The 12,022-nt window shown below is 61.3% G+C and carries 17 protein-coding genes; 10 read left to right on the top strand and 7 right to left on the bottom strand.

Annotated elements, in window-relative coordinates:
* The first annotated feature begins 61 nt into the window (after nucleotides 1-61).
* From HMPREF2526_RS00635 to HMPREF2526_RS00620, 4 genes are all read left to right on the top strand, one after another.
* A complete protein-coding gene (locus tag HMPREF2526_RS00635; RefSeq protein WP_010189184.1) occupies nucleotides 62-472 on the top strand; it encodes an HAD-IA family hydrolase in 411 nt (136 codons plus the stop codon).
* A 12-nt stretch (nucleotides 473-484) separates the two neighbouring features.
* Nucleotides 485-991, top strand: coding sequence for a DUF6912 family protein (locus HMPREF2526_RS00630; RefSeq protein ID WP_175974375.1), 507 nt, complete (start codon nucleotides 485-487; stop codon nucleotides 989-991).
* An 85-nt stretch (nucleotides 992-1,076) separates the two neighbouring features.
* The gene (locus tag HMPREF2526_RS00625; RefSeq protein ID WP_070545193.1) at nucleotides 1,077-1,418 is read left to right on the top strand and encodes a hypothetical protein; all 342 of its coding nucleotides are present in this window, start codon (nucleotides 1,077-1,079) and stop codon (nucleotides 1,416-1,418) included.
* 53 nt (nucleotides 1,419-1,471) lie between these two features.
* Nucleotides 1,472-2,077 (top strand): hypothetical protein, encoded by a 606-nt coding sequence (locus HMPREF2526_RS00620; RefSeq protein WP_070512186.1) that lies wholly within the window; start codon nucleotides 1,472-1,474, stop codon nucleotides 2,075-2,077.
* 17 nt (nucleotides 2,078-2,094) lie between these two features.
* Here the strand turns inward: HMPREF2526_RS00620 and rsgA are convergent, their stop codons facing one another.
* Together rsgA and aroA are read right to left on the bottom strand one after the other, a co-directional pair.
* Complete coding sequence (gene rsgA / locus HMPREF2526_RS00615) at nucleotides 2,095-3,117, bottom strand: ribosome small subunit-dependent GTPase A (RefSeq protein WP_070517844.1); 1,023 nt, start codon at nucleotides 3,115-3,117, stop codon at nucleotides 2,095-2,097.
* Entirely contained in the window at nucleotides 3,110-4,414 is a 1,305-nt protein-coding gene (aroA, locus tag HMPREF2526_RS00610; RefSeq protein WP_046647458.1) for a 3-phosphoshikimate 1-carboxyvinyltransferase, read from the bottom strand. The genes rsgA and aroA overlap by 8 nt, the downstream gene beginning before the upstream one ends.
* On the opposite strand from aroA, the gene HMPREF2526_RS00605 reads away from it, so the two are divergent.
* Nucleotides 4,413-5,075: an SOS response-associated peptidase gene (locus HMPREF2526_RS00605; RefSeq protein WP_070545192.1), complete on the top strand. Its 663-nt coding sequence runs from the start codon at nucleotides 4,413-4,415 to the stop codon at nucleotides 5,073-5,075. The two genes, aroA and HMPREF2526_RS00605, sit on opposite strands and share 2 nt — an antisense overlap.
* Nucleotides 5,076-5,085: 10 nt before the next feature.
* Here HMPREF2526_RS00605 and ybaK read toward each other — a convergent pair whose 3' ends face one another.
* Entirely contained in the window at nucleotides 5,086-5,589 is a 504-nt protein-coding gene (ybaK, locus tag HMPREF2526_RS00600) for a Cys-tRNA(Pro) deacylase (protein WP_070545190.1), read from the bottom strand.
* A gap of 37 nt (nucleotides 5,590-5,626) precedes the next feature.
* On the opposite strand from ybaK, the gene HMPREF2526_RS00595 reads away from it, so the two are divergent.
* Both HMPREF2526_RS00595 and rsrA read left to right on the top strand, forming a co-directional pair.
* Nucleotides 5,627-6,232 (top strand): sigma-70 family RNA polymerase sigma factor, encoded by a 606-nt coding sequence (locus tag HMPREF2526_RS00595; protein WP_049156090.1) that lies wholly within the window; start codon nucleotides 5,627-5,629, stop codon nucleotides 6,230-6,232.
* Nucleotides 6,232-6,504 (top strand): mycothiol system anti-sigma-R factor, encoded by a 273-nt coding sequence (rsrA, locus tag HMPREF2526_RS12820; protein WP_080975102.1) that lies wholly within the window; start codon nucleotides 6,232-6,234, stop codon nucleotides 6,502-6,504. The genes HMPREF2526_RS00595 and rsrA overlap by 1 nt, the downstream gene beginning before the upstream one ends.
* 80 nt (nucleotides 6,505-6,584) lie before the next feature.
* Here rsrA and HMPREF2526_RS13755 read toward each other — a convergent pair whose 3' ends face one another.
* Together HMPREF2526_RS13755 and HMPREF2526_RS00590 are read right to left on the bottom strand one after the other, a co-directional pair.
* On the bottom strand, nucleotides 6,585-6,659 hold the full coding sequence (locus HMPREF2526_RS13755; RefSeq protein ID WP_012714902.1) for a 50S ribosomal protein bL37: 75 nt from the start codon (nucleotides 6,657-6,659) through the stop codon (nucleotides 6,585-6,587).
* 95 nt (nucleotides 6,660-6,754) lie between these two features.
* On the bottom strand, nucleotides 6,755-7,012 hold the full coding sequence (locus tag HMPREF2526_RS00590; RefSeq protein ID WP_042529827.1) for a WhiB family transcriptional regulator: 258 nt from the start codon (nucleotides 7,010-7,012) through the stop codon (nucleotides 6,755-6,757).
* A 562-nt stretch (nucleotides 7,013-7,574) separates the two neighbouring features.
* Between HMPREF2526_RS00590 and HMPREF2526_RS00585 the strand changes: the two genes are divergently transcribed.
* Complete coding sequence (locus tag HMPREF2526_RS00585) at nucleotides 7,575-8,033, top strand: hypothetical protein (protein ID WP_046647461.1); 459 nt, start codon at nucleotides 7,575-7,577, stop codon at nucleotides 8,031-8,033.
* On the opposite strand, the gene HMPREF2526_RS00580 is transcribed toward HMPREF2526_RS00585, so the two are convergent.
* On the bottom strand, nucleotides 8,030-9,316 hold the full coding sequence (locus HMPREF2526_RS00580; RefSeq protein WP_070545188.1) for an Rv3212 family protein: 1,287 nt from the start codon (nucleotides 9,314-9,316) through the stop codon (nucleotides 8,030-8,032). The genes HMPREF2526_RS00585 and HMPREF2526_RS00580 overlap by 4 nt on opposite strands.
* On the bottom strand, nucleotides 9,313-10,704 hold the full coding sequence (locus HMPREF2526_RS00575) for a DEAD/DEAH box helicase (protein ID WP_070545186.1): 1,392 nt from the start codon (nucleotides 10,702-10,704) through the stop codon (nucleotides 9,313-9,315). Before HMPREF2526_RS00575 ends, HMPREF2526_RS00580 begins: the two co-directional genes overlap by 4 nt.
* A 103-nt stretch (nucleotides 10,705-10,807) precedes the next feature.
* Between HMPREF2526_RS00575 and HMPREF2526_RS00570 the strand changes: the two genes are divergently transcribed.
* The gene (locus HMPREF2526_RS00570; RefSeq protein WP_046647465.1) at nucleotides 10,808-11,029 is read left to right on the top strand and encodes a DUF3107 domain-containing protein; all 222 of its coding nucleotides are present in this window, start codon (nucleotides 10,808-10,810) and stop codon (nucleotides 11,027-11,029) included.
* 32 nt (nucleotides 11,030-11,061) lie between these two features.
* A complete protein-coding gene (locus tag HMPREF2526_RS00565) occupies nucleotides 11,062-12,003 on the top strand; it encodes a DUF3152 domain-containing protein (protein ID WP_049156095.1) in 942 nt (313 codons plus the stop codon).
* Nucleotides 12,004-12,022: the final 19 nt, after the last annotated feature.

Below are 12,022 nucleotides of genomic sequence, written 5' to 3'. Positions count from 1 at the left end.
GAGCGGTATGTTCGCTATACTTTCGGACGATAAACACAGCTCAATGCGAAGGGTAGATAATATGCGTGGACTCATCGTCGATTTTGTAGGCGTGCTTGACGGCACCGAAGAAGACGTCAAGCGCTGGCGGGAGCTGTTCGCCGCCGCGAAATCCAACGGAGTCGCCACCGCTATTCTCTCTAACGATCCGGGCGGCCCAGGCGCGGAGCACATTCGCGAGTGGGAATACCGCGGCATCGTTGATGCCGTCGTGCTTTCCGGTGAGGTCGGTGCGGAAAAGCCGGATCGTGCTGCCTTCCAGGCTGCAGCGGACGCTATCGACCTGCCGATTAATGACTGCGTCATGGTAGATGATTCCATCGTCAACGTCCGCGCTGCGGTGGAAAATGGCATGGTGGGCATGCTCTACACGGTCTTTGACCGCACCAGCGTGGAAGTCCAGGCAGTCTTCGACATTGAAGGTGAGTTCTAAGTGTCGAAGGATGTGCGCGTCTTCCTGCCAGCCACTTTTGCCATGCTGACAGAGCTGGAAGAAACCGGCCAGCTTGCCGCCCGCAGCGGCTGGGGATTTACAGTAACCCCGGCGCTGCGCGAGTTCTACACGGAGGGCGACGAAGAAGAAATCGAATACTCTGCCTTCCTCGAGGCTTCCATGGCCTCCCTGCGGCTCTTGGCCATCGGCGATGAGGACAAGTTCCCGCACCGCCGAGTCGTCATTTCCGTCGACGTGGACGAGTCCGTAGTGACCCCGAAGCCGGACATGGGGGAACCAGTCGTGGCGCTCAACCCGGCCACTATCACGAAGGACAATCTGCAAGCTATCCACGTGGACATCGAGGAATCCGAGGCTGCCACCGCCAAGGCTATCGCCGCCATCGACAATGCTGACCTCGGCGACGAAGACGCCGAACTCGCCGTCGGTGATGCCCTAGATAACTTCATGGCTTTCTATGATCCCACCGAGCTGCCCATCCTCGTAGAACTGCTCTAGAATTCACCAGCGTTAACAGCCCTAACGCGAATGGTGGTGCTACTCTAAGCCCTTATTGCCATTGCTTGAGAAAAGGAGCACCATCATGAAGGCAACTCGCCTTGCTAGCCTTATCACCGCTGCTGCGCTGAGCACCGCAGCACTTGTCTCCGCACCGGTGGCCGGAGCAGAGGAAGCAGTAGCGCCGGCAGCGCAGACAAATCAGACCGCGCAGGGGAGCTCTGCTCAGGAAGCGGCTCCCAGCGAACCTGACCCCAACAATCCGGACCCCAACATGGCCGTGATGCCTAAGACTCCGTGGCTGCGCATCGTTGAGGGCTCCTCGCAAGGACCGATGGGGGTTATCGTCGCCATTCTCTTCGGAATTATCAGCATCGGCTTCGCTGTGTACAAGGAGTTCGGTGATTACCTGCCCAAGTTGGGCTAAATGCTGATAGTCTGCTGGAGTAAAACTCAGCTCGATCGAAAGGTCCCCTCAGCATGACTTCCTCTCGTCTTCGCCGCGTAGTTGCTACCTCCACCTTGTCCGTCGCACTTGTTGCTGGCGGAATCGCTGCCCCCACTGCGGGTGCGGTGACCACCTCCATCAAGAATGACAAGTGCACCATCACGTTGAGCGAGGACGAAGCCAGCGACCTCAAGAACGCGGAGTCCAAGGACAACGACGTCGACAGCAGCCTGCTGAAGGATGGCCTTAAGATTTCGCCCAAGGACGCGGAGAAGCGTGCTCGCGACGTAGAGAACCAATCGGACGAGCTCTACCGTGCTCTGGCTGGCTATGAGGCAGAGGTCGAGCTCGGTGACGAGGACGCCGTCAAGCGCGCTAAGAACAACATCAAGGTAGCCGAGACTTTCCGCGACATCGCGCCGGAGTACGTCAAGGCTCTCGATGCGTGTGCCAAGAAGGAAGAGTTCAACAAGAAGGCACCGAGCGGTGATAACACCTCCTCCAACATCGACAAGGGTGGCGCCATCATCCTCGGTGTATCCGGCGCCCTGACGGTGTTCTTTATGGCTCTCCGCGCTGCCAGCCCCTTCCTGAAGACCGTCCTGCCGCCGCAGCTGGCGGCTATGCTTCCGGCCTAAGCTTGAGGGCTTAAGGCCTAAGCCCAATCGACGTTGGTGCGCAGGGAGGCCAAAAGGCCCCGCACTGCGTCGCGACGGCGCGCAGAAGCAGTGCCTTCCTCGATGTTTAAGTCCAGGCCGCACTCAGGGTCCGCGGGCGGCCCAGCATGCGTGCAGCCGCGCGGGCAGTCCTCGATGGCTTCGGCCAGATCATCGAAGACCTCGATGACGTTCTCCGCGTCAATGTGGGCTAAGCCAAAGGAGCGGATGCCGGGGGTATCAATGATCCACCCGCCATTCGGCGTGCTTCCTTCCGCCGGCAGGCGCAATGCCACCGACTGCGTCGAGGTGTGGCGGCCCTTGCCCACGGCGGAAACCTCGCCGGTCTCTCGGTTGGCGTCCGGGACAAGCCGGTTCACCAGGGTGGACTTTCCCACGCCCGAGTGGCCTATGAGGGCCGTGACATGTCCATCAATTGCGGCACAGACCTGCTCCAGCCCATCGTCGACGCCGGCCTCCACCACCGTGACATCCAAGTCCGCAAACTCTTGGGCAAACGGAGTGGGGTCGGTGAGGTCGGTCTTCGTTAGACATAGGACCGGCTGGATATTGCCGGCAAAGGCCGCGATGAGTGCACGTTCCACGAATCCGGAACGCGGGGGCGGATCCGCCACGGCACTGACGATGAGCAGGCGGTCCGCATTCGCCACCACGATGCGCTCATAAGGGTCAGTGTCATCCGCGGTGCGCCGGAGGACGGAACGGCGTTCCTCCAGCTTGACGATGCGTGCCAAGGTGTCCTTGCGCCCGGAGGTATCGCCCACGACGCCGACGCGGTCGCCGACCTCGACGGGCGTGCGGCCCATCTCGCGGGCGCGCATGGCCGTGACGACCGGGCCATCGTTATCTAGAGCGACTCCCCAACGGCCGCGATCCTTGGTGATGACCATGCCGAACTTGGCATCCTTGTGCTTTGGGCGGTCCTTCGTGCGCGGGCGCGAGCCTTTGCCGGGCCGGATGCGGACATCGGATTCGTCATAGCTGCTCGCGCGCCTAGCCACGGATCATGGCCTCCCACATCCCGGCGAAGCCGGGCAGAGTCTTGGACGTGGTATCGATGTCCTCGACCTCGACCCCTTCGACTGCTAGGCCGATGATGGCGCCGGCGGTGGCCATGCGGTGGTCGGCGTAGGAGTGCCACTGCCCTCCGTGGAGTGGGGCAGGGGTGATGCGGAGGCCGTCGTCAAGCTCGGTGACGTTGCCTCCCAAGCCGTTGATCTCGGTAGCGAGGGCCGCCAGACGGTCCGTCTCGTGGCCGCGTAGGTGCGCGATGCCGGTCAACGTCGAAGGCGTAGAGGCCAGCGCGCACAGCGCAGCCACGGTCGGGGTGAGCTCGCCGATATCTCCCATGTCGAGATCGATACCGCGCAGGCCTGCTAGACCCTCCTCTGGGCCGGTGACCTTCAGGTAGGGATCCTGGCGAGGTGCCTGCGGGACGTACTCAACCTGAGCTCCCATCTGTTCCAAGATGCTGCGGAAAGCGTCACCAGGCTGGTCCGTTTCCTCCGGCCAGTTCGGGATGCTTACGCTGCCGCCACAGGTGGCAGCAGCGGCAAGGAAAGGAGTGGCGTTGGAGAGGTCCGGCTCGATATACCACTCGCGGCCTTCAATCTTTCCAGGGCGCACGACCCAATTATCTTCGCCCGCGACTACATGCACGCCGGCATCACGCAGCATGCCGATGGTCATCAGGATGTGGGGCTGGGAAGGTACGGTGCCGCCTTCGTGGCGCACGCTGAGCCCGTAGCGGTAGCGCGCACCGGCCAGGAGCAGGCCAGAGACGAACTGGGAGGAGGCGGAAGCGTCAATGGTGACCTCGGCGCCCTCTGGGACACCATGGGGCGTGATGGTCAGCGGCAGGCTATCGCCCTTGATGTCAACGCCCAGCTCACGCAGGGCCTTCGTCATGGTGGACATGGGGCGCTTGCGCGCATACGGGTCGCCATCGATGATGACGGGGCCATCCGCCAATGCGGCTACCGGTGGCAAAAAGCGCATAATCGTGCCGGCCAAGCCGCAATCGACGGTCGCCCCATGCAGCTGGCCCGGGGTCACACGCAGGTGCGGGCCCCAGTCGGAGATACCTACGCCCATGGCCTTCAAGGCTTCTTTCATCAGGTCAGTATCGCGGGAGATCAGTGGGTTGTAGATGATAGAGGGGGAGTCAGCCAGCGCGGCGAGGATGAGGGCGCGGTTGGTCATCGACTTCGATCCGGGGACTTCTTGAGTCCAGGACAGCGGGCCGGTGGGTTGGGGAGCACTCCAGTAAGCAGACATGTAGTCCATAATAAAGGGCATGTGCGGAAGATTTGTTCTGTTCACCGAGTCCCTACTGGAGGAAGTCGGAGCGTGGGAGTCCATTACGGAAGTTCATGCGCCGGAAGGCCTGCCGCCAGCACGCTATAACATTGCTCCGACCCAGCCCATCGCCATCGTGCGGGTTGCGGAGGAGACCGCCCGTGTGGAGCCAGCGCGCTGGGGACTTATTCCGCATTGGAAGAAAGACCTCGACGGCCCGCCCCTGTTTAATGCCCGCGCGGAGACTGTGGCGCAGAAACCTTCCTTTCGCGATGCCTTCAAGGCGCAGCGCTGCGTCATCCCGCTGGATGGCTACTACGAGTGGAAAGCCGGTGAAGATAAGAAGGCCAAGAAGCAGCCCTATTATGTGACCGGGCCCGACGGCCTGCTGTGGGCGGCTGGTTTGTGGGCCACGGGGTTGGATAGGCTCTCGGCCACGATGGTGACCACGGATGCCACGGAGGAGATGGCGTGGCTGCACCACCGCTTGCCCAAGTTTCTAACTGCAGATGAAATCGCGCCCTGGCTGGCGGGGGAGGCGCTGCTGGAGCCGAGCTCTGTGCGCGGCTTTCAGGCACGCCCGGCAGACCCCGCGGTGGGCAACGTGCGCAACGACTACGCAGAGCTTATCGACGAACCACCGGCCACCACCTTGTTCTAGTGCGCGAAAACTAGTCGGCGAGCACGTCGGCGAAGGAGAGCTCCAGCACGCGGGGGAGATCCTCCGGATTCATCTCAATGTCGAGGCCACGCTTGCCGCCGGAGAAGAAGATGGTATCGAAGAGCAGCGCGGTCTCGTCAACGACAGTGGGCAGGACGTGTTTGTGCCCTAACGGGGAGATGCCGCCGGGGATGTAGCCGGAGGACTTGGAGGCGTCGGCAGGCGCGGCCATTGTGGCCTTGGAGGCACCGAAAGCGGCGGCGGCCTTCTTGAGACTGAGCTGATGGGTGACCGGAAGGACGCAGACGGCGAGTTGGCGTTTGGGGCCTTTGCCGGCGCTTAGATCAATGACGAGGGTTTTGAAGATACGCTCAGGAGCAACGTCGAGGGCCACAGCGGCTGCCTCGCCGAAGTTTTCGCGACCGCCATCAAAGGTGGAGACGTGGTGGTCAATACCTGCCTCTTCGAGGAGTTTGAGAGCGGGGGTAGCGGCACGCGGGGTCTTCTTGGACATATAAACCACCCTAGTCCGGAGCGCTAGGATGGTCGGTATGGCCACAGAAACGACGAGCGAGACGCTTCAGAAACAGCGGTTGTTTGAGGAGCAAGCCTTGCCCTTGCTGGACCAGCTTTACGGCGGAGCGATGCGTTTGACGCGCAACCCGCAAGACGCGGAGGATTTGATCCAGGAGACCTACCTCAAGGCCTTTAGCAACTTCGATTCCTTCAAACAGGGCACGAACTTGAAGGCGTGGCTGTACCGCATTATGACGAATACCTATATCAACTCCTACCGGAAGGCCAAGCGCCGCCCGGTGGAATCCTCCGCGGATGAGCTTAGTGACTTTCAGCTGTATACCACGTCCGGGCATGACTCCACGGGCCTGGAATCAGCGGAGGTCGAAGCGCTCAAGCAGATGCCGGACTCGGAGATTTCCGAGGCCATGAATGACCTACCGGAGGATTACCGAATGGTGGTGTACTACTCGGATGTGGTGGGTTTGGCTTATAAGGAAATCGCAGAAGTGATGGGCACCCCGTTGGGGACGGTCATGAGCCGCCTCCACCGCGGAAGAAAACTACTTCGCGCGGCGTTGAAAGACGTAGCACGAGAAAAAGGCATCGGTCGAAACCACCCAGAGATGGAGGAGAAGTAATGGAACGCGCAACAGGACGCAATTGCGGTGCGTGTAACTCTCCCGAGGTTGAAGCGCTCTTTCGGGAGCTGTTCGATGAATCAACAAGCTATGCGCGAGCACTGGAAATCCGCGAGCACCTCGCGCAGTGCGATGCCTGCCAGCAGCGCGTCGAGAGTGAAGAAGTAGTCCGCGCACTCGTGCGCAAATGCTGTGGGGGACAGGCTGCACCGCAGTCATTGCGCCAGCGCATTTGCGTGGAGATTACGCGGACTGAAATTACCTGGGGCTAGGACCGCCGAGTTGCATAAGCAAAGGGCTCGTTTCCGTCCTCGGAATGAGGGAGGAAACGAGCCCTAATTGATTGCTGACGTTATGCGTTAGGACGCTTGCCGTGGTTAGCGGACTTCTTACGGCGATCCTTGCGCTTACGGCCACGCTTGCTCATCGCGTACTCCTTCTGTTAAGGGTAAATGAACTTATTTAACTGTAGCGGCAGGGTATGCCGGAGTGTTAATCGGGGGTGTGCCTTCTGAGGGTTCTTTAGGCAGAAACGCGGGCGCGGGCGCGGCTGCGGTTGCGGCGCTTGATGGCGCGGCGCTCTTCCTCAGAGAGACCGCCCCAGACACCGGCGTCCTGTCCGGATTCCAGGGCCCACTTGAGGCAGGAAGAGGCAACTGGGCAGCGGTTGCAGACCAGCTTGGCCTTAGCGATCTGGGTGAGTGCAGGGCCGGAGTTACCGACGGGGAAGAAGAGCTCTGGGTCTTCGTCGCGGCAAACAGCTTCGTGGCGCCAATCCATGATTGAAATCTCCTAACAAATTTTTGACAGCAGTGGGTGAAAGTAGGCGCACCTAGGGCAGTTCACAGCTGTGAACTGTTCCGAGTGCTACGGGGTGAAGTGGACTGGTCTGCGGTCAGTGGGGCCCTGTCTCGAGTTGGGGCCAGCGTCGACGCCGCCGTGGTTCACTTTCTGTTAACTCGAAGTTTGCTCCGAGTTATGAACTGATTTAACAGCTCGTTGTTTTTGCTACCTGAGAATAATGACACGTTTACTCAAAGTCCGCTAGGGGTAAAGGGTAAAAAGTGTCCAAAGTCACTAAAGAAATATCGTCGCTTTAGGGGCTACTAATGGATTGGAGGCTGTAAGAAGGCTGTCAATAATTCGTCTACCAGCGTTGATGTGGGTAAAACTGTGAGTGTGGTGACCTGGATCGCGTCAAATCCATATTCAGTCCTCTGCCCCCGAAGACTGGGCGTGTGGGAAGGTCCAGCTGAATGCCGAGGACTGTGTCTGCGGGGCGGGGGAGTCTGCGGTGTGGAGATGGCCTAAACCGAAGGGGTAAGAAGTAGACTAAGCGGCCGTGAACAAGAAGAAGAAACAGTCCTCGACTACGTCACCTCGTACCAGTGGGAATGGCGCGCCGGCTTCGGTCATCGCGGCTGCGGGAATCGCGGTGGTTCAGTCCATCGCCGTAATCATCTTTGGCATTTTCCTCATCGTCCGTGAGGTATCTGGTGCTGAAAACGATTCGATGGTTTCGGACTCAGGCGCGACGGGCTTCGTCGGCCTGGGCACGGCCATCTTCATTTTTATCGTCTTCGGCTTTGTCATCGTTGGCTCCTGGGCCTTCGTGAAAGGCAAACGCTGGGGGCGCGGGGCCATCGTGCTCGTGGAATTCATCCTGGGCGCCATCGCCTTCCAGATGTTTAGTGGGGGCTCAGCCCTACTCGGTGCGTTAACCCTAGCGAGCGCCGGGTTGGTGCTGTACCTGCTCATGGTGCGACCCGAGGCGGCGCAATGGGCTGAAAGCCACTTCTAGGATGCCTTGAGCGCCACGGCCGTGTCCCCGCGCTGTTCAACGATGACCGTGCCGGACAAGGTCAGCGAAATCGGGCCTGAATAGCCATCACGGTCGACGGGGATGGTGCGCTCCGTCTTACCGGTCGACCAATCCACCACGTCGATCCCTTCTTCAGTGGGCACGAGAACGCGTTCGTCAACGGCAATGCCGGTGCCCAGCGCTTGCTCTAAAACGTGGTCAACCTTGAGCTGAGTTGGCGTAAAGAGGTAGAGGCGCTCGCCATCAAACCACGTCATGTGGTGGGGCAGATCGGCTACGGCAGGAGCAAAGGGGGAGGCGGAGTTGGTGATGGACGTCGAAGGTTCCACGTCCGTGGACGACAGCGCTTCACCCTCAAAGTTATAGGACACAATGCGAGGCGTATCGCCCGGCAAGAAGACTGCGGCCGCCTCCTGACCGTAGGCGACGAGGCGCGCGCCCGGATCCTCGATCTTGATGTCTTTGGAAATCTCCGGGGAGCGGGAATCCTCCGGTGTGGCGGTCTGGATACGCAACCACGTGGCATCCGGGGAATCCGGGCAGGATTCGGTCACTGCCATCGTCTCGGTACGGGTCAGCGCTGATGTGATGGCGCAGTCCTCGTGGGGCTGCATGTTGGGTTCCTGCTTGGCATCGACATCGCCGTACTCCACCGTGCGCACGAGGTCGGAGCGCCACAGCTCTACCCGCTCGGCGGAGACCGTTCCCACGCGGTCGTTCGAGACGATGGGGACCACCTCGTCGGAATTGCGGGCGCTGCGGGTATCGGAATACTGGCCGGAGGCAGCATCGATCGCCACCACATCACCGCAGCCGTTGCCCGCATCATAGGAAGCGACAATCTTGTTCCACGCCGTGCCGAGCGAACACAGGTCGGCGTCGCGGCGCTCATAGGTCCACACCTCATCGCCGGCAGCATTCGTGGCGCTCAGGGTGTCGCCGTCATGGGTCACCAGCAGGCCCTTCGACGACACAGCCCGAGTTTGGCCCGGCACCAAGGCGTTGGGGAGGCTGAAGGATTCGGTGAGGGAGTTCGGGACGGTGGTGAGGAGAGTTGGCTCGGCGTTGGCAGCGGCGTCGACTGCCGGGGTGAGCTCAGCCTTGTGGATCGGTGCGGTGATGACCGCACCGCCGATGGCGATGGCGCATACCGCGCTGATCGCGCCCACGGCAATCCAGTCCGCCTTCGTGGAACGCAAAATGGGTGCCTTCTTCGCAGCGGCGTTGTCGACCGGGGATTCTTGGGCGTGCTCGGTGCTCATCGGCGTCCTCCTTGGCGGGGATTGCGTTTACGGGAACGAGTGCGGCGCGAAGCGCGGGCAGAACGCGTAGATTCACCACGGGGGGATCCTCCGCGAGGCGAGGTCCCGCGTGAGCCCGAGCGCCGCGGGGCACCCAGCACCTTGGTGGGTGGGCCGACCGTATCGGCAACCCCTTCCGGAATGTCCAGTGCTTCCGCGAGCTCCGGGGAGGTGCTGAACCACTGCGGTGGCTCCGCCTGGCCCAAGTCGAGCTCATCGTTGATGACCTGCCATTTACCCAGCTCATCGTAGCCCACGAGGGTGATCGCCGTGCCTGTATGCCCCGCGCGGCCGGTACGGCCGATGCGGTGAACAAACGTCATTGGATCGTCCGGAACCTGATAGTTGATGACGTGGGTGACATCATCGATGTCGATGCCGCGGGCAGCGACATCCGTGGCCACTAGAATCTCCACGGTGCCGTCGCGGAAGGCATCGAGCGAGCGCTCGCGTGCTTTTTGATCCATGTCGCCATGAACCGCGCCCACCGCGAACCCGCGCTGCGCCAGCTCCTCCGCGACGGCGGCCGCCGAGCGCTTCGTGCGCGTGAAAATGATGGTGCGCCCGCGGCCGTGGGCCTGCAGGACCTTTCCCAGTACCGCAATCTTGTCCATGCGGTGCGCTTGGAAGGTGACCTTGCGGGTGGAGGCATGGGTCTGCTGGGCGTCGGCAGATTCGGCACGGATATGCACCGGCTGGTCCAGGAATGTGCGAGCCAGCGTCACGATGGGGCCAGGCATAGTGGCGGAAAAGAGCATGGTCTGGTGCGGGTTGCCGTGCAGCAGGGAGAGAATCTTCTCGATGTCCGGAAGGAAGCCCAAGTCCAGCATCTCGTCGGCCTCATCCAATACAAGAACGCTGACCTGATCGAAGGATAAGTGCTTCTTCTGGCAGAGATCGAGGAGGCGGCCCGGGGTGCCCACGACGACGTCCGCGCCTGCGTTGATCTGTTTGATCTGCTCCTCATAGGGGCGGCCGCCGCACAAGGTGATGACGCTGAGCGGCAAATTCGCGGCAGCGACCTGCAAGTCCCCGCTGACCTGGATGGCTAGCTCGCGCGTTGGCGCAATGACCAGCGCGCGGGGGGTTCCGTCAAGCTCTGGGATGTCGGCGTCATCGAAGACGCGATCGAGAAGCGGTACACCGAAGCCGTAGGTCTTTCCCATGCCGGTGCGAGCTTGACCAATGAGGTCCTGGCCATTGAGCGCGATGGGGAGCGTGAGCTCCTGGATGGCGAAGGTGTGCGTAATCCCGTTGTCAGCGAGGGCATCGCAGATCTCTACGGCGACGCCGAGCTCGGCAAAGGTAGGGGATTCGCGGGATTCGCGGGAAGATTTCGGGGCAAGCACACCTTGATAGTAGAGGACGTGGCTATAGTGGGGCCATTAGAGCGCCGGGGGCGCAGGCCTCACGGCACCGATTAATGACAACGATCTAAGGGAGACACACCACATGGACATCAAGTTTGGTTTTGCCGATACCGCCCGCGAACTGGTTATTCATGCCGAAGGCGAGCGCGAAGAACTGACCCAGACCATTAACAATGCCTTGGCGGAGAACTCCACCCTCGAATTGAAGGACACCAAGGGCCGCTCCTACATTGTGCGCACCGAGCGAGTCGTCTACGTAGAAATCGGCACTGCACGCGCCCACACCGTCGGTTTCGCGGGCTAAGTACGCGCGCGCCGTCTCAGCGGGTAGCCTAAATGGCCATGGAGAATCCCGCGGATCTTGGACAGCACCCACAGCGCCTTTCAGCGGTGGAGCGTTTCGCTCGCGAGTATGGCTGGTGGCGCGTGGTGGCGATCCCCGTCATGGTCGTCATCACCGTGTGGGTGCTCGTTGACGTTTTCCGCTCCCCAGCTCAGGAGGCGGACGTGACGGCGGCAGGGGAGACGTCGACAAGCAGCGCTACCGCAACCCCGTCCCTGCCCAAGGGGCCGGATCCTGCCAACGCCAGTGCGGTCGCTGCTGCCAAGGATGGCTTGCCCGCCGGCGGTGCCTTCACGGAGCAAGGTGATGAAACCTACCGCGATGCCGGCCCTTCCACCATGCACGCGGGCAAGGGTGGAAAACAGACCATCCGTTTTTCCGTGGAGATCGAAAATGGCGTGGACACCTCCGCCTACGGTGGGGATGCTGCGGTGGTCGCTCTGGTCGACGCCACCCTGTCCGACCCTCGCGGGTGGACCGCCAACGGAGACTTCGAATTCATCCACGTCAAGGCCGATGACAACCCAGATACGCACATCCGTCTGACCTCGCTGGGGACCACCGCAAAGCTGTGCGGTGCACAGCTGGAATCGGAAACCTCGTGTCACACGACGATTACCGGTGAATCCGCGGTCAACCTCAACGAGTCTCGCTGGGTGCGGGGCGCTGCACCGTTTGAGGGGGATTTGGGCAACTACCGCCAGTACCTGATCAACCATGAGTTCGGCCACGCCATTGGTTACGCGGCCCACCAGCCCTGTGGTGGCGAGGGTAAGCTCGCGCCCGTCATGATGCAGCAGACGCTGAGCCTCAACAACGGGAAGCTCTTTGAGAAGGAACCAAACGAGGTGTATCCGGACGAGGACGTCACCTGCGAGCCGAACCCGTGGCCCTACCCGAATCCGGCTAATTCTGATCACGCCAAGCCCGAGTAAGCCGCTCGAAATTTAAGGA

Origin of the sequence: Corynebacterium sp. HMSC070E08, assembly GCF_001808895.1 — a bacterium.
Classification (GTDB): Bacteria; Actinomycetota; Actinomycetes; order Mycobacteriales; family Mycobacteriaceae; genus Corynebacterium; species Corynebacterium hiratae.
The sequence above is the reverse complement of the archived record's forward strand: the minus strand, read 5'-3'. Positions and strand labels throughout refer to the sequence as shown.